This window comes from Mesorhizobium sp. B4-1-1 (assembly GCF_006439375.1).
Taxonomy (GTDB): Bacteria; Pseudomonadota; Alphaproteobacteria; order Rhizobiales; family Rhizobiaceae; genus Mesorhizobium.
In genome coordinates, this window is record NZ_VFTH01000002.1 from 107,921 (window position 1) to 130,609 (window position 22,689).

A 22,689-nucleotide genomic window follows, 5' to 3' on the forward strand; every position below is an offset into this window, starting at 1 on the left:
TCGAAATGCCAGTTACGCTTCAGCATATTCGCGCAGCGCGCGAACGCATTGCCGGCAAGATCGAGCGGACACCCTGCGTGCTGTCGCAAAGCCTGTCGGAGCGCACCGGCAGCCCGGTTCATCTCAAGTTGGAACACCACCAGACCACCGGCGCGTTCAAGCTGCGCGGCGCCTCCAACGCCATCGCCGCGTTGAGCCCGCATGAGAAATCGCGCGGCGTCGTCGCTGCCTCGACCGGCAATCATGGTCGCGCGCTGGCCCATGCGGCGAAGCTCGAAGGTGTCCGCGCGGTGATCTGCATGTCGCAGCTGGTGCCGCAAAACAAGCTCGACGCCATCCGTCGCCTCGGCGCGGATGTCCGCATCGTCGGCAACAGCCAGGACGACGCCCAGCAGGAGGTCGACCGCTTGGTGGCCGAGGAAGGGCTGGTCATGCTGCCGCCCTTCGATCATCCCGATATCGTTGCCGGCCAAGGCACGCTTGGCCTGGAGATCATGGAGCAGGTTCCAGATACCACGGCGGTGCTGGTGCCGCTCTCCGGCGGCGGGCTGGCGTCCGGCGTCGCGGCGGCGGTCAAGGGGGTGAGTCCAGGCACCAAAGTCATTGGCATCTCGATGGCGCTGGGTGCCGCGATGAAAGCCAGCCTCGATGCCGGCCGCACGGTGCAGGTCGAGGAACTGCCGACATTGGCGGACTCGCTTGGCGGCGGCATCGGCCTCGACAACCGACTGACCTTCGCCATGTGCCGGGACCTGCTCGACGACGTCGTCCTGCTTGCCGAGGACGAGATCGCCGCCGGTATCCGCCATGCCTATGAGCAGGAGCGCGAGATCGTCGAAGGCGCCGGCGCCGTCGGCATCGGCGCGCTGCTTGCCGGCAAGGTCTCGACGAACGGCCCGACCGTCCTCATCCTCTCCGGCCACAACATCGACATGGCTCTGCATCGTCGCATTGTCTGCGGCGAGGCGGCCACAGCAACGGAGCGCACCGCATGAGCCGGATGACAATTCTCAGCGAGAGTGATCTGCACAAGATCGTGACACTCGACCTCGACGCCGTTGCCTGCGTCGAGAACGCTTTTCGTGCCCTGGCCACGCTGCCGGTGGCGATGCCGCCGATTCTCAGGCTCGACATTCATGAGCATCGCGGCGAGGTCGACGTGAAGTCCGCCTATGTGCCCGGCATAGACGGTTTCGCCGTCAAGATAAGCTCCGGCTTTTTCGACAATCCGACGTTGGGCCTGCCGAGCGGCGGCGGCATGATGGTGCTGCTTTCAGCCAAGACCGGTGTGGTCGAGGCGTTGCTGCTCGACAACGGCTATCTGACCGATATCCGCACCGCCGCCGCTGGTGCGGTCGCGGCCAGGCATCTGTCGCGCGAAGACTCCAAGGTCGCGGCGATCTTTGGCGCCGGTTTGCAAGCCGGCCTGCAATTGGAAGCGCTGCGGCTCGTGCGGCCGATCGAGGAAGCGCGCATCTGGGCGCGCGACGCCGCCAAGGCGGAGGCGACCGCCGCGCGCTTGCGCAAGAAACTGGGCATTGCCGTGCGGGCCGAGCCGGATGCGGCGAACGCGGCAGCCCGCGCCGACATCATCGTCACAACCACGCCGGCGACCGAACCGCTGATCAAGGCCGGTTTCGTCACCGCCGGCCAGCACATCACCGCCATGGGCTCGGACGCCGAGCACAAGAACGAGATCGCGCCGGCGATCCTGCGCATGGCCGATCTCTATGTCGCCGACAGCGCCAAGCAGACGCGGCGTCTGGGCGAACTTCATCACGCCATCGAGGCTGCCGTGATGACGGCCGACGCTGAGGTCACCGAACTCGGCGAGATCATCGCCGGCAGCAAGCCCGGACGGCGCTCGGCCAGCGACATCACCATCGCCGATCTCACCGGCACCGGCGTGCAGGACACGGCAATCGCCACTTTGGCTCGCGACCGTGCGCGCGCCACCAATGCCGGGCTCAATTTCGAAAGTTGATGCTGGCCGCCAGGCCCAACAAACGAGGACAACAAAATGCAGCCAAACCTGAAATTCTCGCGGAGCGAATTTGCCGATCGCCTCGCCAAGACGCGAAAAGCCATGGAGGCTAAAGGCGTCGATCTGATGATCGTCAGCGATCCTTCCAACATGGCCTGGCTGACAGGCTATGACGGCTGGTCATTCTATGTGCATCAGGCCGTCATCGTGCCGCCTTCCGGCGAGCCGGTCTGGTACGGCCGCGGCCAGGACGCCAACGGCGCCAAGCGCACCGCCTATCTCGCGCATGACAACATCATCGGCTACGCCGACCACTATGTGCAGTCGACCGAGCGGCATCCGATGGATTACCTTGCCAGCGTGCTGGCCGAGCGTGGCTGGGACAAGCTCACGATCGGCGTCGAGATGGACAATTACTGGTTTTCGGCCGCCGCCTTCGCGGCGCTGCAGAAGCATTTGCCCAATGCCCGTTTCGCCGACGCCACCGCGCTGGTCAACTGGCAGCGCGCGGTGAAGAGCCCGACCGAGATCGAGTACATGCGCAACGCCGCCCGTATCGTCGAAGCGATGCACCAGCGCATCGTCGACAAAGTAGAAGTCGGCATGCGCAAATGCGATCTGGTCGCCGAGATATACGATGCCGGCACGCGCGGCGTCGCCGGCATCGGCGGCGACTATCCGGCGATCGTGCCGCTCTTGCCGTCGGGAGCGGACGCCTCGGCGCCGCATCTCACCTGGGACGACAAGCCGATGAAGGTGAACGAAGGCACGTTCTTCGAGATCGCCGGCTGCTACAACCGCTACCACTGTCCGCTGTCGCGCACTGTCTTCCTCGGCAAGCCGACGCAGGAATTCCTCGATGCCGAGAAGGCGACGCTGGAAGGCATGGAAGCAGGCCTTGCCGCCGCCAAGCCCGGCAATGCCTGCGAGGACATCGCCAACGCATTCTTCGCCGTCTTGAAGAAATACGGCATCGTCAAGGACAACCGCACCGGCTACTCGATCGGTCTGTCCTACCCGCCGGATTGGGGCGAGCGCACCATGAGCCTGCGTCCCGGTGACCGCACCGAGCTCAAGCCCGGCATGACCTTCCATTTCATGACGGGCCTGTGGCTGGAGACGATGGGGCTGGAGATCACAGAGTCGATCCTGATCACCGACACCGGCGTCGAATGCCTGGCCAATGTGCCGCGCAAGCTCTTTGTGAAGGACTGAGCCGATGTCCGCTTTGCGTCCGTCGCCGATCGCACCGACCGTCGACTTCGAGCGCGACGGCGTCCAGCACGGCTTCCTGCGCCTGCCCTACAGCCGCGACGATTCCGCCTGGGGCTCGGTGATGATCCCGGTCTGCGTCGTGCGCAACGGCAAGGGGTCGACGGCACTGCTGACCGGCGGCAATCACGGCGACGAATACGAGGGGCCGTTGGCGCTCTACGAACTCGCCCGCACGCTCGATCCGAGAAACGTCTCCGGCACGGTTATCATCGTGCCGGCGATGAACTATCCGGCGTTCCGGGCCGGCACGCGCACCTCGCCGATCGACAAGGGCAATATGAACCGCTCCTTCCCCGGCCGCCCGGACGGCACGGCGACCGAGAAGATCGCCGACTATTTCCAGCGCGAGTTGCTTCCCCGCGCGGACATCGTCTTCGACTTCCATTCCGGCGGCAAGACGCTGGATTTCGTGCCCTTCTGCGCCGCGCATACGCTGCCAGACAAGGCGCAGGAGAAGAAGGCCTTCGCCGCGGTCGAGGCTTTCTCGGCGCCATTCTCGATGCGCATGACCGAGATCGACGCGGTCGGCATGTACGACACGGCCGCCGAGGAGATGGGCAAGGTCTTCGTTACCACCGAACTCGGCGGCGGCGGAACGTCTCGCGCCGAGACGGTGCGGATTGCCAGGCGCGGCATTCTCAACGTGCTCCGCCATGCCGGCATCGTCGACGGTGCGGTCGAGAAGAGCAGAACCCAGTGGCTGGACATGCCGTCGGGCGATTGCTTCGCCTTCGCCGAGGATGACGGCATGATCGAGACGATGGTCGATCTCGGCGAGCCCGTGGAGGACGGCCAGGTTGTGGCGCGCATCCATCCGGTCGGGCGCACCGGGCAGACGCCGCGGGAGATCAGGGCCAGGATGTCGGGGCTGCTCGCCGCGCGTCACTTCCCAGGCCTGGTCAAGGCGGGCGACTGCGTCTCGGTGCTGGGTGTGGCCGTCGAGCAGTAGCCCGGCGCGTCGCTACTGCACCACGCGCTTCTCGAGCTTGCGGGCGAGCGTGCGCCGGTGCAGGCCGAGCCGGCGCGCGGTTTCGGAGATGTTGAAGCCCGTCTCGACCAGCGTTTCGTGGATGCGCTCCCATTCGAGGTTCTTGATCGAGGTGGGGCGGCTGGTGAGCGGCACCGAAACGTCGCCCTCGGCGCGGCCGAAGGCGGCTTCGATGTCATCGGTGTTGGCGGGCTTGGCCAGATAATGGCACGCGCCGAGCTTGATCGCCTCGACAGCCGTGGCGATGCTGGCAAACCCCGTCAGCACGACGATCCGCATCGACGGATTGCGGGCGCTGAGCAGTTTGACGCATTCGAGACCCGATCCCGCCCCGAGCTTGAGATCGACGACGGCGTAGACCGGAACGGCCGTTTCCAGCGCGACGAGCAGCGCGTCGCGATCGTGGCAGACCACGACATCGTAGTCGCGCTTTTCGAAGGAACGCTTGAGCGTCCGCGCGAAGGTTGCATCGTCCTCCACGACAAACAAGGATCGATCAGATGTCACGATCGTCTCCATCGGTCAGCGCCGCCAGCGGCAGCGAAAGGATAACGCGGGCGCCCTCGGCCATGTTGCGCGCCGAAACGTCGCCGCCGAGCTTGCGCACCACATTGAACACCAGGAAGAGGCCCAGGCCGCCGCCTGGCCGCCCCTTGCTCGACATATAGGGCTGGCCGAGCGCGGCCAGAATATCCTTGTCGAAACCCGGTCCGCGATCCTCGACGGAGAGCACCAGCTTCTCATTCTGCCGCTCGGCAGTGATGCCGACCCAATCGTGCGATGCTTCCAGCGCATTGTCGAGCACATTGAAGATCACTTGCTTCAGCGCCGTGTCGGATACGATCTGCTCGTCCGGCTCGAAACCGTTGCTGTAATCCAGCTTGAAGGGCTGGCGGCTGGAACGCCACTCCTGCACGAGATCGTCGAGGAAGCGGCGGATCGTGGTGCGGATCGTGCCCTCGCCCCGCGCCTGGCCGGAGGACATGAGGATGCCGGTGACGATGTTTTTGCAGCGCTCGATCTGCGCCTGCATCTCGGCCACATCTTCGGAAAGCTCGCGGTTGCGCTTGATGCCCTGCATCTGGCGCCAGTCGGACAGGATGACCGATATTGTCGAAAGCGGCGTGCCCAGTTCATGCGCGGCGCCCGAGGCCAGCAGGCCCATACGCACGATGTGGTCTTCCTCGGCCGAACGCTGGCGCAGGTCGGCGAGGTAGGCATCGCGTTCGCGCAGGTTGCGGTTGATGCGCGTCATGAAGATCACGATCAGGCCGGCCGCAAGCACGAAGCAGATGAGCATGCCGCGCAGATGCAGCGCCAGGAGGTCGCTGCCGCCATGATGCGGGATCGCGATCGGCTGGAAAACGAAGATGAGGAAGACGAAACAGGCCGAGGCGGCCACCACCAGGATCCAGGTCGACCATGGCGCCAGCAGAGCGGCACCGAGCGTGATCTGCAGCAGATAGAGCGACACGAACGGATTCGAGGCGCCGCCGCTCAGGTAAAGCTGAGTCGTCAGCGCCGCCATGTCGAAGATCAGCGCGACGAAGAGCTGCGCGTTGGAGATGCGACGATTGCCGCGCAGGGCCAGCAGGCTGAAGATGTTGAGCCCGACGAGGAAAAGCACGACGCCAGCCATCTCGGCGAGCGGCAGCGGGATCGAGAACCAGTATTGCGTCACCAGGACGGTCAGCACCTGCCCCGCCACCGCCAGCCAGCGCAGTTGGATGAGGAGCAGCAGGTTCTTCCTGTTCGTCACGTCGGAATTCGAGGCGGCGCCTCCCTGTCCGGCGGCCGGAACCGTCAAGATCGGTTTGTCGCGATGAAACCGCGCGATCGAGATGTTCATCTTGCCGCGTCTCGCTTCCGACGTCCGGCGAAGATCGGCCTGGCGAGGGCGATCGCCAGCATCACTGCCAGGGCAAACCAGGTCAAAGCATAGACCAGATGGCTGTTGCGGAAGGTGACGACGGTGAGCCCGCCGCGCGGCCAGCCAGCTGGCTCGGACGCTCCGGCATCGATGAAATACGGTGCGACATCCGCCAGACCGCGCGCCTTTGCGATGGCGTCGACGTCGCGCGAATACCAGCGATTGGCCGCCGGATCGTTGCTGCGCAGGAAACCGCCGCGCGGTTCGCTGATGCGCAACAGCCCGTCGACCGTCGCCGTCGCGGTGAACCCGCCACCCTCCCGCTCGAACTCGGCCCTGCGTTCCTGCGGGATGAAGCCGCGGTTGACGAGGACCGTGAAACCGCGGTCGCCGCGCATCGGCGTCAGCACCCAATAGCCGCCGCCAAGCACAGTCACCGCCTGCACCAGCGTGTTGGCACCGCCCTCAAAGCGCCCGGTCAACCGCACATGGCGATATTCGTAGTCAGGCGCGCTCAACCCGCTCCAGTCCCGCGGCCCGGGCGCATCGACGACGGGAGCATCGATGCGTTGGTCGACGCGAGCGATCAGGTCGAGCTTCCAGACCCGCCTTTCCAATTGCCAAATCCCGAGCCCGAGAAACACCACGACGCCGAGAAGCCCAGCCAGCGCAAGCAAGAATCGCGACGCAGAGCCCTTCGAGACGGCATGAGAGCCAGTACTTGTCCGGCCGATCATGTCCTTTGCCTTGACTTTGGCCCTCTCCACGCCCGACACACTCACGCCCGAAACGGGGCTCATGGCATCTCCCGCATCTCGTGGAGCCCGGGCATCATGTTGGCGTTGAGGTGGTACATCACCCAGAGCGAGCCGCTGAGCACGATGACGACGAGGATCACCGTGAAGATGAGCGCCAGCATCGACCATCCGCCTTCCGAGGCGGGATTCATATGCAGGAAGAAGACCATGTGGACCACGATCTGCACCACCGCGAAGGCCATGACGATGATGGCTGTCGCCTGCTTGTTGTCGATGGCGCCCGCCATGACCATCCAGAACGGGATGGCGGTGAGGATCACCGACAGGACGAAGCCGATCAGGTAGCCCTTCAGCGACCCGTGCGCGGCGCCGCCATGGGTGTGGTCGTGATCGGCATGATCATGAGCGCTCATCTGAGCATCCCCATCAGATAGACGAAGGTGAAGACGCCGATCCAGACGACGTCGAGGAAGTGCCAGAACATGGAGAGGCACATCAGCCGGCGGCGGTTGGCCTCGATGAGGCCGTATCGCGCCACCTGCACCATCAGCGTCACCATCCAGACGATGCCGAAGGTGACATGCAGGCCGTGCGTGCCGACCAGAGTGAAGAAAGATGACAGGAAGGCGCTGCGCTGCGGCGTCGCGCCCTCATGGATCATATGCGCGAATTCGTAGAGCTCGATGGAGAGGAACGCCAGGCCGAACAGCATGGTCACGGCGAGCCATGCTTGCGTCGCGCCGACGCGGCCCTTGTCCATGGTCAGCATGGCGAAGCCATAGGTGATCGAGGAGAGCAGCAGCATGGTGGTGTTGACCGCCACCAGGCCGAGATCGAACAGGTCCTTCGGCGCCGGACCCGCCGCGTAATTGCCGCCCAGCACGCCATAGGCCGCGAACAGCATGGCGAAGATCAGGCAGTCGCTCATCAGATAGAGCCAGAAGCCGAGCATGGTGCTGCCGCCTTCGGCGTGCGCATGCTCCTCTTCCAGATGGAAGACCGGTGCGGTATCGGCCGTGATCGCCGTCGATGCCATGCTCAAGCCCTAGCCCCCTGAGCGGTGAGGAGCGTCGTCCTCGCCTCTTCCGTTTGCGCGACCTCGGCAGCCGGGATGTCGAAGTCGCGGTGGTAGTTGAAGGTGTGGCCGATCGCGGTGGCGATGAGGCAGACGAAGCTCAGCGCCGCCAGCCACCACATGTACCAGATCAGGCCGAATCCGAGCGCGACGCTGAAGACAGCGAGGATCACGCCAGTGCCGGTGTTGCTCGGCATGTGGATCGGCTTGAAGCCGGACAGAGGACGCCGGTAGCCGGCCTTCTTCATGTCCCACCAGGCGTCGTTGTCGCGGATGACTGGCGTGAAGGCGAAGTTGTAGGCCGGCGGCGGCGAGGAGGTCGACCATTCGAGCGTGCGTCCGTCCCAGGGATCGCCGGTGACGTCGACCAGTTCCGCGCGTTTGCGGATGGAGACGAAGATCTGGACCAGGAAGGCGGCGATGCCGCAGGCGATCAGCACGGCGCCGAAGGCGGCGATGACGAACCATATCTGCAGCGAGGGATCGTCGAACACGCGCATGCGGCGCGTCACGCCCATCAGGCCGAGGATATAGAGCGGCATGAAGGCGAACCAGAAGCCGAGCACCCAGCACCAGAACGAGACCTTGCCCCAGAACGGATCGAGCTTGAAGCCGAAGGCCTTCGGCCACCAATAGGCGATGCCGGCGAACAGGCCGAACAGCACGCCGCCGATGATGACGTTGTGGAAATGCGCGATCAGGAACAGGCTGTTGTGCAGCACGAAGTCGGCCGGTGGCACGGCAAGCAGCACGCCGGTCATGCCGCCGACGGTGAAGGTGAGCATGAAGGCCACCGTCCACATCATCGGCAGTTCGAAGCGGATGCGGCCGCGATACATGGTGAACAGCCAATTGAATATCTTCGCCCCGGTCGGGATCGAGATGATCATCGTGGTGATGCCGAAGAAGGAATTGACGCTGGCGCCGGAGCCCATGGTGAAGAAGTGGTGCAGCCAGACGAGATACGAAAGGATGGTGATGACCACGGTGGCGTAGACCATGGAGGTGTAGCCGAACAGGCGCTTGCCGGAGAAGGTCGAGGTGACTTCGGAGAAGACGCCGAACAGCGGCAGGATGAGGATGTAGACCTCCGGGTGACCCCATATCCAGATGAGGTTCACATACATCATCGGGTTGCCGCCGAAGTCGTTGGTGAAGAAGTTGGTGCCGACATAGCGGTCGAGCGCGAGCAGCGTCAGCACGGCCGTCAGCACCGGGAAGGACGCCACGATCAGCACGTTGGTGCAGAGCGAGGTCCAGGTGAAGACGGGCATGCGCATCATCGTCATGCCGGGGGCGCGCATCTTGATGATGGTGCAGATCAGGTTGATGCCGGACAACGTCGTGCCGACGCCGGCGACCTGCAGCGCCCAGATGTAGTAATCGACGCCGACGTCGGGACTGTAATTGATGCCGGAGAGCGGCGGATAGGCCAGCCAGCCGGTGCGGGCGAATTCGCCGACGAACAGCGAGGCCATGACCAGGATGGCGCCGCCGACCGTCATCCAGAAGCTGAAATTGTTGAGGAAGGGGAAGGAGACGTCGCGCGCGCCGATCTGCAGCGGCACGACGAAGTTCATCAGCCCGGTGACGAAAGGCATCGCCACGAAGAAGATCATGATCACGCCATGGGCGGTAAATATCTGGTCGTAGTGATGGGCGTTGAGGTAGCCCTCGGAACCGTTGAAGGCGATGGCCTGCTGCAGGCGCATCATGATGGCGTCGGAGAAGCCGCGCAGCAGCATGATGAGGCCGAGCGCCATGTACATTACGCCGATCTTCTTGTGGTCCACGCTGGTGAACCACTCGCGCCACAAATAGCCCCAGAGCTTGAAATACGTGATGGCGCCAAGAACAGCGGCACCGCCGAGCGCCACCGCGATGAAGGTGCCGACGACGATCGGCTCGTGCAGCGGCAGCGACTCCAGAGTGAGGCGGCCGAAGATGAATTTGGTCAGCGTCTCAGGCATCCGCCATTCCTCACAATTCGAAGCGCAGCAGCCCGAGCGACGGCGTCTTGGCGTCGGCGCGGCGGCGGCCTGCCCCTGGACTGAGCAGCCCTGCCCCGCGCAATGGCGAAAGATCGCGCACCGGCCAGTATTTCGCGTCGGCATCGCGGGCCGCGCGCGAGGCGGCGGCCGCTTCCTCCGCCGTGCAGATGCTTGCGACATAGGACGGATCGTTGCCGAACACCGCGCCGCGCCGGGCAAGCTTGTCATATTGCAGCGGCAGGGTGTTGCGCACGCCGGCGAGCCCCAAGCCGCCCTTGGCGTCGATCGACATCATCTCGTTCATGCACATCTTGCCGCGCTCGACGCACAAATTGAGGATGGCGCCGAAGAGGTCGGGATCGACGGAGGCGTAGTAGCGGACCGGCTCGTTCTCGCTCGGACGTTCGAGCTCGAGATAACTGTCTCGGTTGAGCGTGGCCTGCGCGCTCTTGGTCTGCGTCACCCAATCGGCGAAGGCCTGGCCGGAGAGGCCGTGAAACACAAAGCGCATGCCGGAGAAGCCGGCGCCGCTGTAGTTGGCCGAGAAGCCGGTATAGGTGCCCGGACGGTTGATGACGGCGTGCAGCTTCGTCTCCATGGCGGGCATGGCGTAGATTTGCCCGGCAAGAGCTGGAATGTAGAAGGAGTTCATCACCGTTGAGGAGGTAATGCGGAAGTCGATCGGCTGGTTGACCGGCGCCGCCAGCTCGTTGACGGAGGCAATGCCGTAATCGGGATAGATGAAGAGCCATTTCCAATCCAGCGCGACGACCTCGACCTTGAGCGGCTTGTGGTTCTGGGTGACCGGCTGTCCTGGTTCGATCCGGTCGATGCGCCGGTAGGGATCGAGCAGATGGGTGCCGAGCCAGGTGAGCGCGCCCAGGCAGATGATGACAAGCAGGGGTGCCGCCCAGATCACCAGTTCCAGCTTGGTCGAATGGTCCCAGTCCGGCGTATAGGTCGCCGTGGTGCTGGACTGCCGGTAGCGCCAGGCAAACAGCACGGTCAGCGCCATGACGGGCACGATGACGAGCAGCATCAGCAGTGTCGAGACGACGAGCAGGTCGCGCTGCTGCACTGCCACATCGCCCGCGGGCGCCAGTACGACCAGATCGCAACCGCTCAGCAGCACGGCGAGCGGAAAAAGAAGCAAGAGTCCGGATCGTCTCATCAAACGCTGCCCTCGATGGCCCTGCAGCAAGATCTTTGCAGGTTGCGATGCGATATGGACCAACGGCTACTGCCGCAGGCACGGCGACGACATTGGACAATTTGTCCAATGCCCAGCCGGTATGGCTTTCGCGAAAGTGTGCACGCATAATGGGATGACGACAACATCGCATCTGGATGACGACAACATCGCATCGGGACGATGACAATCGCGTTCCGAACTTGAGCTCGGTGGCGACGGAAACGATGGCTGAAACTTCGACTGCCGAAACTGACAGCAGGCTGATCGGCTCGCATCACGGCCAGGTCAGCGCGGGCGATATCGCGGTCGGCGTGATCATCGGCAGGACGTCGGAATTCTTCGATTTCTTCGTCTATGCGATCGCTTCCGTGATCGTGTTCCCCAAGCTTGTGTTCCCAACGCACGACCCGCTGGTCGGAACACTCTACTCCTTCGCCATCTTCGCGCTGGCCTTCATCGCGCGCCCGTTCGGCACCGTGCTATTCATGGCGATCGACCGCGCCTATGGCCGCGGCGCCAAGCTGACGATCGCGCTGTTCCTGCTCGGCACCTCGACGGTGGCCATGGCGTTCCTGCCCTCCTATGAGGATGTCGGCGCGGTCGCCGCCTGGCTGCTGGCGCTCACCCGCTTCCTGCAGGGGCTGGCGCTCGGCGGGACATGGGACGGACTGCCCTCCCTCCTGGCGCTGAACGCGCCGCAAAACCGGCGCGGCATCTATGCTATGATCCCGCAGCTCGGCGCGCCGATCGGGCTCATCGTGGCAAGCTCGCTATTTGCTTTCTTCGTCGCCAACCTCTCGGCCGACGACTTCTTTGCCTGGGGCTGGCGCTATCCCTTCTTCGTCGCCTTCGCCATCAACGTCGTGGCGCTGTTTGCCAGGCTGCGCATCGTGGTCACGCCCGAATTCTCGAAACTCTACGAGAGCGGCGACCTGCAGCCGACGCGCATCAGGGAGATGGTTCGGACTGAAGGACGCAACGTCGTGGTCGGCGCCTTCGCGCCGCTGGCGAGCTTTGCGCTGTTCCATATGGTGACGGTGTTCCCGCTATCCTGGGTGTTCCTGTTCACCAATGAGGGCCCGGAACGTTTCCTGGTCATCGAGGCGGTGAGCGCGCTGTTCGGCATCGCGGCTATCGTCGCATCGGGGCCGCTGGCCGACCGTGTCGGACGGCGTGCCCTGCTCGGCGGCGGCGCCGTTGCCATCGCCGCTTTCAGCGGCTTTGCCCCACAGCTTCTCAACGGCGGCACCGTCGGCGAGACGGTGTTCATGGTGCTCGGCTTCATCCTGCTGGGCTTGAGCTTCGGGCAGTCCTCGGGCGTCGTGGCATCGAGCTTCTCGCGCCAGCACCGCTATACCGGCTCGGCGGTCACATCGGACCTGGCCTGGATGTTCGGCGCCGGCTTCGCGCCGCTTGCCGCGCTGCTTCTAGCCGGCAATTTCGGCCTTATCGCCGCCGGCGCTTACCTGCTTTCGGGCGCCGCCTGCACGCTGATTGCGCTCTGGATCGACAGGCAAGCGTCCACGACCGACCGCTAGTATATTGTCGCGGCGGCAGGCGCCCAGTCAGACCTGGTAGAAATCCCGGTACCATTCCACGAAGCGCGGGACGCCGATCTCGATCGGGATCTTGGGCTTGAAGCCGATCACCTCTTCCAGCGAGGTGACATCGGCGAAGGTCGCCAGAACGTCGCCCGGCTGGAGCGGCATCATGTTGCGGATCGCCTTGCGCCCAAGCGCGTCTTCCAGCACGTCGATGAGCCGGCTGAGCTCGACGGGCGAGCTGTCGCCGACGTTGTGGATCCTGAACGGCGCGGTGCTCGTCGCCGGGTCCGGCGCAGCGCTTTTCCAATCGGGGTTGGGCGCCGCGGGATGCCGCATGACGCGGACCACCCCCTCGACGATGTCGTCGATATAGGTGAAATCCCGCTGCATGTTGCCATGGTTGAAAACGTCGATCGGCTGGCCGGCGAGGATGGCCTTGGTGAAGATGAACAAGGCCATGTCGGGCCGTCCCCACGGACCGTAGACGGTGAAGAAGCGCAGGCCCGTCGTCGGCAGCCCGAACAGATGGCTGTAGGTGTGGGCCATCAGCTCGTTCGCCTTTTTGCTGGCGGCATAGAGGCTGAGGGGATGGTCGGCGGAATCATGCACCGAGAACGGCATGCGCGTGCTGCCGCCATAGATCGAGCTCGACGAAGCGTAGACGAGATGGCCGACCGAGGCCTGCCGGCACCCTTCCAGGATGTTGAGGAAGCCGTTGAGATTGCTTTGCGCATAGACGTGCGGATTGACCAGCGAATAGCGGACGCCCGCCTGCGCGGCGAGGTTGACGACGATCTCCGGCGCGACCGACGCAAAGACCCCCGAGATGCCGTCGCGGTCGGCGAGATCGACATGCTCGAAACGAAAATTCGGGAACGCCTTCAGCCGCTCGAGCCGCGCCTGCTTCAGCGCGACGTCGTAATACTCGTTCATGGAATCGAGGCCGACAACCTGCCGGCCTTCGGCAAGCAGCCTCTGGCAAAGGTGAAAACCTATGAAGCCGGCTGCGCCGGTGATCAGGATCGGCCTGCTCGACGTCAATGCATACCCCTAACGCTGCAGCCTCAGCCAGTCGAAAGCCTGCGCCTTTTATGGCAGGCTGGCGACGAATTCAACGATACGCTTTCTTCCGCCGCTCCAACGCAGTCCTGTCATTGCGGCGGTGAGGCCAGCGGCTGCAGCGTCTTCAACATGGCGACCAGCTGGCTCTGCTGATGGGTGCCGGTTTTCTGGAAGACGCGCTCGAGATAGGTCCGGGCGGATTTGACGGTGATGCCGCCACGCGCGGCCGTTTCCGCCAAAGTGAGTCCGGCGGCAAGATCGGCTGCCAGCCGTGCCTCCGACGGCGTCAGATCGAACAAGGCGTTGAGCAGGCTCGCCGAAGGCACAAGCGCGCTCGGCTTGACGGGCGTGGCCATCACAAGGATGTCGGCGTTGCCGAAAATGTCGTGCGCCGAGCGCCGCAGCGGCAACAGATGGACGACGAAAGGCGCCTCGCCGCCGATGCCTGGCACCGGTATCGACCCGACCGAATTGTCGGTGCGGCTCATGCCGGTCACGGCCAGCTGGAACAGCCGGTTGGCGTCGCGGTCGGCGATTGCCAGTCCGCCATAGGCCACGGGCAGGAAGGCCGTGTCGAGCCTGTCCAGATGCGGGTTGGTGGCCATGACGCGCCCATTGGCCGACAACACGGCTGCCGGCAACCCAAGCAGGTCGAGCGCCGAGGTGGCGGCCTCCGCCCGCTCCATCCGCAGCCGGCCGGCGACAAGGCTGGCGCGGGCCAGATGCGGCCGCAGCGCATCGAGCCCGTCGACCTCGCCTTGCGCGAAGCCGCCGTCCCGGATCCATTTCTGGAAGACGAAGGTCGCCAGTTCGCCGGTCGGCATCGGTATCGCGGTGCACAGATGCGCGCCGATGCCGAATTGCCGCAGCATGATACGGGCCGGATCGCGCTCGATCTCATCGGGACTCATAAAGTCGTCGACGCGTACGAAGCTCGCCGGCTGCAAGCCGCACATCTTCTGCACACTGTCGCAGAACTTCCAGAAATCCCCCTTGATGAACTCGTCGAACAGCGGCCGCAAATTGTCGAGCGTCGTTCCGCGCGGCGGGCCGTCGTCGCTGAAGAAGAAGACCTGGGCGCTGGCCGAGTTCGACAGGCCGCCCGTTTTCTGGAGCACCGTGTTCCACCGCTCCGGGACGAAGGCCGCCTCGTAGATGGTTTCAATCAGATCGATCATGGCCGCCATTGAGAACGCTGCCGAGAGAACGAGCGGGTCCGGCCAGGCCCGGTAGACCGCCAGTATCCAACAATGGAAATGCGATCTCAAGCCAATGCTTATATGCGAGCGCGGTCAGCGATTGAACCCTTCCGTGCGAAATGAGATTGCGCGCATGGCCCGGATCGGGGATTTGGTTTTCTTGGTGATCCCCCTTCCTTGGGGCAAACTGCCAGCGGGCTGTCAGGAGGAGAAATGAGAGCACGCGCGGCGACGGTCGGAGATCTGGAAGATGTGTTCCACGGCCTGTCCAAGCGAATGTCGGACGAGTATGTGGCGGCCGGCAAGGACAGCAAAAGCGCCTATGACAATCTGATGATGAACCTGAAGGAAGGACGGGCGCATGCGCTTGTCCAGGACGACAGGACGGTGGCGATCATCGCCTGGCACGAGCATGCGGACGCCGCCGATACGCTCTTTGCCGCGCAGGAGGATTTCTTCAACGCCTCGACGGTCCGCTTCTGCAAGCGCCACATCCGCCATGTCCAGGCGCTCGCCGGCAACCTTCCCGTGCATTCGCGCAGCTGGCTGGACAGGCCCGACGTAGCGAAATGGTTCCGCGTGATCGGCTATATCGACCGAGGGCGCGAGAACGGCGCCCACCTGTTCGAGCTGCTGCCGGCCGCCAACAGCTGACGAAAGCGAGGGCGCCTTACGACACCCGAAAACCGGCGCTTGCGCGAAAATCCGATTGGAAAGATGGTAAGCGCAGGCAGCCGGGCAAGCCGGCACGCCGGATCGGTATGGCTGCCGGAAATCGAGATGTTGCGCTTCTGCCTGGCCATGGTTGCCATCGCTGCCCTGACGAGACCGTCAGAGGCGGAGACACGCGCGTCCCATCTTTTCGATCATCCCGAGCTGTCGGCGGCATATTCGGGCCAATCCGATCTCGTTACCGCATACACGACCGGCATGGCGCGCTACCGGCTTCAATATTCGGGCCATACGGACCAGGCCGGTTTGGCCGCCCCCCTCGAGCCCCGGCTGCTGCGGCCTGAATTCCAACAACGGACATGGCGTTCCTCGGATGGCAGTCTGCTGCAGGGCTTTGCCGGCAAGGGTGGCTTCCGGCTGACCGCAGGCAACTGCGTGACCCGCATCTGCATGGCTAGCGAATGCAGCGAGGCCGGCTGGCCGCTTTACGCCTGCAGCGACGGGCGCAAGCGCAAGATGTCGGTCAAAAGCTTCGTGACGGCAACGTTCGACGGCATCTCCTACCGGCGGTTGAGCGCGCCGCAGGAGTGAAACCGGCGACCCGAACCGGGTAATGGAGCCGCTTGCGCCGATCTCGCCAGGCGTGGCATCGGTTGCAGCGTTTTGAGCAAGTCCGAAGACAGAGACAGTGGCACGCCAACCCGACCGACGATCAGCAACACCAAAGGTCAGCCTCGCCCGAGCGCTTTCCAAGCTTGGCTTCTGCTCACGCACGCAGGCCGAGCGTTTCGTCGCCGAGGGGCGGGTGCGGGTCGGCGGCGTGACGGTGCGCGATGCCTTGCTGCGCATCGATCCCGGCCGCGACCGCATCACCGTCGACGGCGAGCGCGTCGTTGCCGAGCGTAAGGTCTATCTGATGCTCAACAAGCCGCGAGGCCTGGTCACGACCCGCGACGACCCCGAAGGCCGCGGCACCGTCTATGACTGCCTGGAAGGGCTCGACCTGCCCTTCGTGTCGCCCGTTGGCCGCCTCGACAAGGCGAGCGAAGGGCTGCTTTTGATGAGCAACGACACGCGCTGGGCGAACGGTCTGCTCGACCCCGCCTCGCATGTCGCCAAGACCTATCACGTGCAGATCGCGGCCTTGCCCGACGACGCGATGCTGGAGCGCTTTCGCCAAGGGGCGGTCGTCGACGGCGAGCTGCTCACCGCAAGCTCGATCGCGCTGTTGCGCAGCGGCGGGCGGACGGCGTGGCTGGAGATCGTGCTCGACGAGGGACGCAACCGGCAGATCCGCAGGCTGCTCGGCGCTTTCGACATCGAGGTGCCGCGGCTGATCAGGGTGGCGATCGGCGGATTGCAGCTCGGCGAGCTTGCCAAGGGCAAGGCGCGGCATTTGACCGCGGAGGAACTGGCGATGATGGGAGTCTAGCCGAAACGTCTCAGCTTCGTCATCCACGGGCCAGAGGCACCTGGGCTGCCATCCAGCGGGGCTACTTCTGGTTCCAGCGGCGGATGACCGCCTCGGTCAGGTCGTGCTCGTAGCCGAGGATGCTGAGGCTGGCGGTGTCGAGCACGAAATGCTCGCCGCCTTCCGGCGGCAGGCCGACCCAGCGCGACGCGAACACACGCAGGAAATGCGAGCTGGAGAAGATGAGCACATTGCCGGCAACCGCGCGCAGCCCGGCGATGATGGTATCGGCGCGGGCGCCGACACCGGCCGCCGTTTCGCCGCCCGGGCAGCCGTCGCGAAACAACTGCCAGCCGGGACGCTTGGACAATATCTCCTTGGTCGTCACGCCTTCGTAAGCGCCGTAATCCCATTCCTGCAGGTCCGGCTTCTTGACCGCGCGCTCGCCAAAACCGGCGAGGCGGCAGGTGTCGAAGGCGCGCTGCGACGGGCTCGACCAGACGGCCTGGAAAGTCAGTCCCTCGAGGCGTTCGGCGACGCCGCGCGCGGCCTCCTCGCCTTTCGCGGTCAGGGGGATGTCGGTGCGGCCGGTATGCCTGCCCGAGAGACTCCACTCCGTCTCGCCATGACGGACAAGATAGATCTCGGGATACGCGCTGCTCATCGACCTGCCTCTCGGCTGAATGTTTCGCCGGGAATCCGGCGCGCGCAGCCTATGCGGCGGCCGACAAAATGAACAGGCCGCGGCGATTGCCGCGACCTGTTCGGCATCGGGAGGATGCTGGTTGGCTAGGCAGGCTGCAGGCCGCCCGACAACGCGAGGTCGGCTTCTTCCGGCAACTGGCCGGCCATGGCGGCGGCGAATTTGGTCTGGTCGAGCTCACCTTCCCAGCGCGCCACGACGACGGTCGCGACCGCGTTGCCGACGAAGTTGGTGAGCGCGCGGCATTCCGACATGAAGCGGTCGACGCCGAGGATCAGCGCCATGCCGGCGACCGGCACGGAGGGCACGACCGAGAGCGTTGCGGCCAGTGTGATGAAGCCGGCGCCGGTGATGCCGGCCGCACCCTTCGAGCTCAGCATGGCGACGAGCAAGAGCAGGATCTGGTCGCCGAAGGTGAGCGGCGTGTCGGTCGCCTGGGCGATGAAAAGTGCTGCCAGCGTCATGTAGATGTTGGTGCCGTCGAGGTTGAAGGAATAGCCGGTCGGGATGACCAGGCCGACCACCGAGCGGTTGCAGCCGGCGCGCTCCATCTTGGCCATCAGGCCCGGAAGTGCTGCTTCCGACGACGAGGTACCGAGCACCAGCAGCAGTTCTTCCTTGATGTAGCGGATCAGCGCGAGGATCGAGAAGCCGTTATACCATGCCACAGTGCCGAGCACGACCAGCACGAAGAGCAGCGACGTCAGATAGAAGGTGCCGATCAGCATGGCGAGGTTGGCGATCGAGCCGATGCCGTATTTGCCGACGGTGAAGGCCATGGCGCCGAAGGCGCCGATGGGCGCCGCCTTCATCAGGATGGCGACGAGGCGGAAGACCGGCGAGGTCAGCGCCTGCAGGAAATCGACCACGGGGCGGCCGCGCTCGCCGACCAGCGCCAGCGCTATGCCGAACAGCACCGAGAAGAACAGCACCTGCAGGATGTCGCCCTGGGCGAAGGCGCCGGTGATGGTGTCGGGGATGATGTTCATCAAGAAGCCGACGATGGAAGAGTCATGCGCCTTCTCGGTGAAGGTCGCCACTTTCGAGGGATCGAGAGTCGCCGGGTTGATGTGCATGCCGGCGCCGGGCTGAATGACGTTCGACACGACGAGGCCGACGACGAGCGCCAATGTCGAGAAGACGAGGAAATAGATCATCGCCTTGCCGGCGACGCGGCCGACCTTGTGCAGGTCGGAGACACCGGCAATGCCGGTCGCCACGGTGAGGAAGATCACCGGCGCGATCACCATCTTGACCAGCTTGATGAAGGCGTCGCCAAGCGGTTTCAGCGATGCGCCCAGGTCGGGGTAGAAATGGCCAAGCAGGATACCGGCGGCAATCGCCACCAGGACCTGCACATAGAGATGCCGGTAAAAGGGAACCTTGCCGCGCGGTTCGGCGGCAGCGATTGCTGTCTGCATGATGTCCTCCGTTCGGCCCCCGATCGAGACGCTCGACCTCCCAGGGGGCTGTTGACCTCCACAGCCTCGCGGCTGCTGCGGATGCATTTGCAACCCGCGTGCCAGATGATGCCCGAAGTCTCGCTTTTATTGATTTTGTTGGATTTTTTGAGCCCGCGACAAGAGCCTTGGAGAAGGCCAGTGCGGTTATCCGCATAGATCGAATTGCGCTTTGTGCGAAATCATGCACAGATGTAGCATGCTGCAACGCCCGGCCGCTGCCCTCGCCCCAACGCCCGAACTGCTTGCCGGGCGGGCGCGGCGCACCTGGCTGCTGTTTACGGCGGTGGCGCTGCTGATCGTGCTCGCGGCGCTCTACGGCGCCGGGCTTTATGGTCGCTCGGCCGAGATCGAGACCCTGGCCGCGCAAGGGCGCACGGACGCCAACCTCAAAGTCGCGCTGCTGCGCGCGGTGCTGGAAAATCCTCGCGCGCTGCCGCTGCTCCTGTCGGAAGACCAGCAGGTGCATGATGCGCTGACGGAGCGCAACCCCGCATCGATCGACGTGCTCAACCGCAAGCTCGAAGGGCTGGTATCGGGCACCAAGGCCTCGGTGCTCTATGTCACCGGCACGGACGGCCTGGCGATCGCCTCCAGCAATTGGCGCGAGCCGGTGAGCTTCGTCGGCAACGACTATGGTTTTCGCGCCTATTTCTCTGTCGCGATGGAAACCGGCACGGCCGAATATTTCGCGCTCGGCAATGTCAGCAAACGTCCCGGCCTCTACATCTCGCGCCGCGTCGACGGCGCTTCGGGGCCGCTCGGCGTCGTCGTCGTCAAGATGGAGTTCGACCAGCTCGAGGCCGACTGGCACGAGGCGAACCGCCCGGCCTATGTCAGCGATGCGCATGGCGTGGTGCTGATCACGAGCGTGCCCTCCTGGCGTTTCATGACGACGGCGCCGCTGGCCGCTCCGGTTACGGCCGACATCCGCGCCAGCCAGCAATTCGGCGATGCGCCGCTGGTGCCCTTGCCGATCACGAAACCGCAACCGCTCAGCCCCGATGTCGCGCTTGTCCAGGCCATCACGCCCGGCGGCAGCGATGCGGAATATCTGCGGCTTTCCACCGCCGTGCCGTCGACACCCTGGCGCCTCGACTATCTCCTTCCTGCCGAAGCACCGGTCGCGGCGGCGCAGCGCGAGATGCGGCTCCTGGTGCTCGGTGTCCTCGTGCCGCTCATTGCCTTTGCCGCTTATCTGTTGTGGCGCCGGCAATCCGGCCAGATGCGGATTGCCGCCGAACAGGCCGCGCGCGCCGAGCTCGAGCGCCGGGTCATCGAGCGCACGCAGGATCTGAGCCTGGCGCGCGACCGGCTGCAGGCCGAGATCGCGGACCATCGCAGCACCGAAGCCAGGCTGCAGGTGATGCAGCAGGAACTGGTGCAGGCCAACCGGCTTGCCACGCTTGGCCAGGTCGCCGCCGGCGTCGCGCATGAGATCAACCAGCCGGTGGCGACGATCCGCGCCTATGCCGACAATGCGCGCGTCTTCCTCGAACGCAAGCAGAGCGCCTCAGCCGAGGAAAACCTTGGTGCCATCGCCGCGCTGACCGAGCGCATCGGCTCCATCACCGAAGAGCTGAAAGCTTTCGCCCGCAAGGGCCGCACCGCCGCCGAACCAGTCGAACTGCGCGGCGTGATCGAAGGCGCCGTCGTGCTGCTCAGGAGCCGCTTCGCCGGCCGGCTGGATGCGCTGGCGATCACGCTGCCGCCGGCGGCGCTGAAGGTTATGGGCAACCGGCTGCGGCTGGAGCAGGTGCTGATCAACCTTTTCCAGAACGCGCTGGAGGCACTCGATGGCCGCGACGACGCGAAAGTCGAGGTTTCGGCGGCCGAGACCGGCGATGACGTCGCGCTCATCGTCTCGGACAACGGCCCGGGCATTCCGTCCGCGATCCTGAAATCGCTGTTCACGCCCTTCAACACCTCCAAGGAAAAAGGCCTGGGGCTCGGGCTTGTCATCTCCAAGGACATCGTCACCGACTATGGCGGGCGCATCGAGGTTTCGAGCAGTGGCCAGGGAACACGCTTCATCATCCACCTTTCGAAAGCCGGCGCTGCATGACGAAGCACGATCCAGCCCCGGTGATCCTGATCGATGACGACAGCGATCTGCTCAAGGCGACAAGACAGACGCTGGAGCTTGCCGGCTTTGCGGTGTCGGCCCACGCCGTGGCGAAGGAAGCGCTGGCGGCGCTCGACAGGGATTTCGCCGGCGTGGTGGTGTCGGACATCCGCATGCCGGAGATCGACGGGCTGCAGTTGTTCGACCGCGTGCTGAGGCTCGACCCCGATATTCCCGTCATCCTAGTCACCGGCCATGGCGATATCGCGATGGCCGTGAAGGCGATCAAGGACGGCGCCTACGACTTCATCACCAAGCCTTTCGCTGCCGACAGGCTGGCGCAGAGCGTTGCCCGCGCCGCCGAAAAACGCCGCCTGGTGATGGAAAACCGCGCCTTGCGCGAGGCGGCCGAGCAGGCGCAGGAAGGCTTGCCGCTGATCGGCCAGACGCCGGCCATGGAGCGGCTGCGCCGGACATTGCGGCAGATAGCCGACACCGATGTCGACGTTCTGGTGACCGGCGAGACCGGTTCGGGCAAGGAGGTGGTGGCGAGCCTGCTGCATCGCTGGAGCCGCCGCGCCAAGGGCAATTTCGTCGCTCTGAATTGCGGCACGCTGCCGGAGACGGTCATCGAAAGCGAGTTGTTCGGACACGAGGCCGGCGCCTTCACCGGCGCGCAGAAGAAGCGCGTAGGCCGCATCGAGCATTCGAGCGGCGGCACGCTGTTCCTCGACGAGATCGAGAGCATGCCGCCCGCGACGCAGGTGCAGATGCTGCGCGTGCTCGAAATGCGCGAGGTGACGCCGCTCGGCACCAATGAGATCCGGCCGGTCGACCTGCGCGTCGTTGCCGCAGCCAAGGTCGATCTCGGCGACGCCGGCCAGCGCGGTAATTTCCGCGAGGACCTCTATTACCGGCTCAATGTGGTGACGCTTTCGATCCCGCCGCTGCGCGAGCGGCGGGACGACGTGCCGCTGTTGTTCGGTTACTTCGCCGATCGCGCCGCCGCCCGCTTCCGGCGCGCCGTGCCGGCGATCTCCGCCGTGGTTCAGCGCCATCTCGGCGAACATGACTGGCCCGGCAATGTGCGCGAACTCGCCCACTTCGCCGAACGCTTCGTGCTCGGGCTGGACGACGTTGCCGAAGCGTCTTCCCCCACGGCAACGGAGATCGGCACCCCCATGCCCTTGCCGGAACGACTCGATCGTTACGAAGCCGAAATTATCCGCGAGACACTTGGTCGCAATGACGGCGACGTCCGCCGCACCATCGAGGCGCTCGGCATTCCGCGCAAGACCTTCTACGACAAGCTGCAGCGGCACGGCATCGTGCGCAGCGATTTTTCCAGGTAGATCAAACAGGTGGAACCGCAGTGCCGCTGCCTCGTTGAAACCGACCGGGAAACCGTGGCACTCGGGCATCAGCCGGGCGGCGAACGCG

21 protein-coding genes are annotated in these 22,689 nt (G+C 64.7%); 10 read left to right on the plus strand and 11 right to left on the minus strand.

Features of this window, described 5'->3' with window-relative positions:
- Positions 1 to 5 precede the first annotated feature (5 nt).
- The 4 genes from eutB to doeB are packed head-to-tail and all read left to right on the plus strand — an operon-like array spanning position 6 to position 4,208.
- Positions 6 to 995: a hydroxyectoine utilization dehydratase EutB gene (gene eutB, locus FJW10_RS03345; RefSeq protein ID WP_181177393.1), complete on the plus strand. Its 990-nt coding sequence runs from the start codon at positions 6 to 8 to the stop codon at positions 993 to 995.
- Positions 992 to 1,984, plus strand: a complete 993-nt coding sequence (locus FJW10_RS03350; protein WP_140898384.1) for a cyclodeaminase — start codon at positions 992 to 994, stop codon at positions 1,982 to 1,984. The genes eutB and FJW10_RS03350 overlap by 4 nt, the downstream gene beginning before the upstream one ends.
- Positions 1,985 to 2,020: 36 nt before the next feature.
- Positions 2,021 to 3,199, plus strand: coding sequence for an ectoine hydrolase DoeA (gene doeA, locus FJW10_RS03355; protein WP_140898386.1), 1,179 nt, complete (start codon positions 2,021 to 2,023; stop codon positions 3,197 to 3,199).
- Between the two features lie 4 nt (positions 3,200 to 3,203).
- Positions 3,204 to 4,208 (plus strand): N(2)-acetyl-L-2,4-diaminobutanoate deacetylase DoeB, encoded by a 1,005-nt coding sequence (gene doeB, locus FJW10_RS03360; RefSeq protein WP_140898388.1) that lies wholly within the window; start codon positions 3,204 to 3,206, stop codon positions 4,206 to 4,208.
- Between the two features lie 12 nt (positions 4,209 to 4,220).
- Here doeB and FJW10_RS03365 read toward each other — a convergent pair whose 3' ends face one another.
- Genes FJW10_RS03365 through cyoA form a run of 7 tightly spaced genes read right to left on the minus strand, consistent with a single transcriptional unit; the run spans position 4,221 to position 11,112 of the window.
- The gene (locus FJW10_RS03365) at positions 4,221 to 4,754 is read right to left on the minus strand and encodes a response regulator transcription factor (RefSeq protein ID WP_181177394.1); all 534 of its coding nucleotides are present in this window, start codon (positions 4,752 to 4,754) and stop codon (positions 4,221 to 4,223) included.
- Positions 4,744 to 6,096 carry an ATP-binding protein gene (locus FJW10_RS03370; protein ID WP_140898392.1) on the minus strand — a complete coding sequence of 451 codons (1,353 nt, stop codon included), beginning with the start codon at positions 6,094 to 6,096 and terminating at the stop codon, positions 4,744 to 4,746. The genes FJW10_RS03365 and FJW10_RS03370 overlap by 11 nt, the downstream gene beginning before the upstream one ends.
- Entirely contained in the window at positions 6,093 to 6,854 is a 762-nt protein-coding gene (locus FJW10_RS03375; RefSeq protein WP_140898779.1) for an SURF1 family protein, read from the minus strand. Before FJW10_RS03375 ends, FJW10_RS03370 begins: the two co-directional genes overlap by 4 nt.
- Positions 6,855 to 6,913: 59 nt before the next feature.
- Complete coding sequence (cyoD, locus tag FJW10_RS03380; RefSeq protein WP_140834065.1) at positions 6,914 to 7,288, minus strand: cytochrome o ubiquinol oxidase subunit IV; 375 nt, start codon at positions 7,286 to 7,288, stop codon at positions 6,914 to 6,916.
- A complete protein-coding gene (cyoC, locus tag FJW10_RS03385; RefSeq protein WP_181177405.1) occupies positions 7,285 to 7,911 on the minus strand; it encodes a cytochrome o ubiquinol oxidase subunit III in 627 nt (208 codons plus the stop codon). The genes cyoD and cyoC overlap by 4 nt, the downstream gene beginning before the upstream one ends.
- Positions 7,912 to 7,913: 2 nt before the next feature.
- Complete coding sequence (gene cyoB, locus FJW10_RS03390; protein ID WP_140834052.1) at positions 7,914 to 9,920, minus strand: cytochrome o ubiquinol oxidase subunit I; 2,007 nt, start codon at positions 9,918 to 9,920, stop codon at positions 7,914 to 7,916.
- Between the two features lie 10 nt (positions 9,921 to 9,930).
- The gene (gene cyoA / locus FJW10_RS03395) at positions 9,931 to 11,112 is read right to left on the minus strand and encodes a ubiquinol oxidase subunit II (RefSeq protein ID WP_140898393.1); all 1,182 of its coding nucleotides are present in this window, start codon (positions 11,110 to 11,112) and stop codon (positions 9,931 to 9,933) included.
- A 245-nt stretch (positions 11,113 to 11,357) separates the two neighbouring features.
- Here cyoA and FJW10_RS03400 point away from each other — a divergent pair, with 245 nt between their 5' ends.
- Positions 11,358 to 12,671 (plus strand): MFS transporter, encoded by a 1,314-nt coding sequence (locus tag FJW10_RS03400; protein WP_140898395.1) that lies wholly within the window; start codon positions 11,358 to 11,360, stop codon positions 12,669 to 12,671.
- A 27-nt stretch (positions 12,672 to 12,698) separates the two neighbouring features.
- Here the strand turns inward: FJW10_RS03400 and FJW10_RS03405 are convergent, their stop codons facing one another.
- Together FJW10_RS03405 and FJW10_RS03410 are read right to left on the minus strand one after the other, a co-directional pair.
- The gene (locus FJW10_RS03405; RefSeq protein WP_140898396.1) at positions 12,699 to 13,718 is read right to left on the minus strand and encodes an NAD-dependent epimerase; all 1,020 of its coding nucleotides are present in this window, start codon (positions 13,716 to 13,718) and stop codon (positions 12,699 to 12,701) included.
- A 110-nt stretch (positions 13,719 to 13,828) separates the two neighbouring features.
- Entirely contained in the window at positions 13,829 to 14,917 is a 1,089-nt protein-coding gene (locus FJW10_RS03410; RefSeq protein ID WP_140898398.1) for a helix-turn-helix transcriptional regulator, read from the minus strand.
- 234 nt (positions 14,918 to 15,151) lie between these two features.
- Between FJW10_RS03410 and FJW10_RS03415 the strand changes: the two genes are divergently transcribed.
- The 3 genes from FJW10_RS03415 (at position 15,152) to FJW10_RS03425 (ending at position 17,042) form a co-directional block, all read left to right on the plus strand.
- Complete coding sequence (locus FJW10_RS03415) at positions 15,152 to 15,592, plus strand: hypothetical protein (RefSeq protein WP_140834029.1); 441 nt, start codon at positions 15,152 to 15,154, stop codon at positions 15,590 to 15,592.
- Between the two features lie 126 nt (positions 15,593 to 15,718).
- Complete coding sequence (locus FJW10_RS03420; protein WP_246674097.1) at positions 15,719 to 16,201, plus strand: hypothetical protein; 483 nt, start codon at positions 15,719 to 15,721, stop codon at positions 16,199 to 16,201.
- A 97-nt stretch (positions 16,202 to 16,298) separates the two neighbouring features.
- Positions 16,299 to 17,042 carry a pseudouridine synthase gene (locus FJW10_RS03425; protein WP_140898400.1) on the plus strand — a complete coding sequence of 248 codons (744 nt, stop codon included), beginning with the start codon at positions 16,299 to 16,301 and terminating at the stop codon, positions 17,040 to 17,042.
- A gap of 61 nt (positions 17,043 to 17,103) precedes the next feature.
- Here FJW10_RS03425 and FJW10_RS03430 read toward each other — a convergent pair whose 3' ends face one another.
- Positions 17,104 to 17,685, minus strand: coding sequence for a histidine phosphatase family protein (locus tag FJW10_RS03430; RefSeq protein ID WP_140898402.1), 582 nt, complete (start codon positions 17,683 to 17,685; stop codon positions 17,104 to 17,106).
- Positions 17,686 to 17,810: 125 nt separating this feature from the next.
- Complete coding sequence (locus FJW10_RS03435; protein ID WP_140898403.1) at positions 17,811 to 19,145, minus strand: dicarboxylate/amino acid:cation symporter; 1,335 nt, start codon at positions 19,143 to 19,145, stop codon at positions 17,811 to 17,813.
- 238 nt (positions 19,146 to 19,383) lie between these two features.
- Between FJW10_RS03435 and FJW10_RS03440 the strand changes: the two genes are divergently transcribed.
- Positions 19,384 to 21,249, plus strand: a complete 1,866-nt coding sequence (locus FJW10_RS03440; protein WP_140898405.1) for a sensor histidine kinase — start codon at positions 19,384 to 19,386, stop codon at positions 21,247 to 21,249.
- Positions 21,246 to 22,601: a sigma-54 dependent transcriptional regulator gene (locus FJW10_RS03445; protein WP_140898407.1), complete on the plus strand. Its 1,356-nt coding sequence runs from the start codon at positions 21,246 to 21,248 to the stop codon at positions 22,599 to 22,601. The genes FJW10_RS03440 and FJW10_RS03445 overlap by 4 nt, the downstream gene beginning before the upstream one ends.
- Positions 22,602 to 22,689 lie beyond the last annotated feature (88 nt).

Coding starts and splice junctions, on each gene's coding strand:
- eutB (WP_181177393.1), top strand. CDS start 6: ATGCCAGTTACGCTTCAGCATATTCGCGCAGCGCGCGAACGCATTGCC.
- FJW10_RS03350 (WP_140898384.1), top strand. CDS start 992: ATGAGCCGGATGACAATTCTCAGCGAGAGTGATCTGCACAAGATCGTG.
- doeA (WP_140898386.1), top strand. CDS start 2,021: ATGCAGCCAAACCTGAAATTCTCGCGGAGCGAATTTGCCGATCGCCTC.
- doeB (WP_140898388.1), top strand. CDS start 3,204: ATGTCCGCTTTGCGTCCGTCGCCGATCGCACCGACCGTCGACTTCGAG.
- FJW10_RS03370 (WP_140898392.1), bottom strand. CDS start 6,096: ATGAACATCTCGATCGCGCGGTTTCATCGCGACAAACCGATCTTGACG.
- FJW10_RS03375 (WP_140898779.1), bottom strand. CDS start 6,854: ATGATCGGCCGGACAAGTACTGGCTCTCATGCCGTCTCGAAGGGCTCT.
- cyoD (WP_140834065.1), bottom strand. CDS start 7,288: ATGAGCGCTCATGATCATGCCGATCACGACCACACCCATGGCGGCGCC.
- cyoC (WP_181177405.1), bottom strand. CDS start 7,911: ATGGCATCGACGGCGATCACGGCCGATACCGCACCGGTCTTCCATCTG.
- cyoB (WP_140834052.1), bottom strand. CDS start 9,920: ATGCCTGAGACGCTGACCAAATTCATCTTCGGCCGCCTCACTCTGGAG.
- cyoA (WP_140898393.1), bottom strand. CDS start 11,112: ATGAGACGATCCGGACTCTTGCTTCTTTTTCCGCTCGCCGTGCTGCTG.
- FJW10_RS03400 (WP_140898395.1), top strand. CDS start 11,358: ATGGCTGAAACTTCGACTGCCGAAACTGACAGCAGGCTGATCGGCTCG.
- FJW10_RS03410 (WP_140898398.1), bottom strand. CDS start 14,917: ATGATCGATCTGATTGAAACCATCTACGAGGCGGCCTTCGTCCCGGAG.
- FJW10_RS03415 (WP_140834029.1), top strand. CDS start 15,152: ATGAGAGCACGCGCGGCGACGGTCGGAGATCTGGAAGATGTGTTCCAC.
- FJW10_RS03420 (WP_246674097.1), top strand. CDS start 15,719: ATGTTGCGCTTCTGCCTGGCCATGGTTGCCATCGCTGCCCTGACGAGA.
- FJW10_RS03430 (WP_140898402.1), bottom strand. CDS start 17,685: ATGAGCAGCGCGTATCCCGAGATCTATCTTGTCCGTCATGGCGAGACG.
- FJW10_RS03435 (WP_140898403.1), bottom strand. CDS start 19,145: ATGCAGACAGCAATCGCTGCCGCCGAACCGCGCGGCAAGGTTCCCTTT.
- FJW10_RS03440 (WP_140898405.1), top strand. CDS start 19,384: ATGCTGCAACGCCCGGCCGCTGCCCTCGCCCCAACGCCCGAACTGCTT.
- FJW10_RS03445 (WP_140898407.1), top strand. CDS start 21,246: ATGACGAAGCACGATCCAGCCCCGGTGATCCTGATCGATGACGACAGC.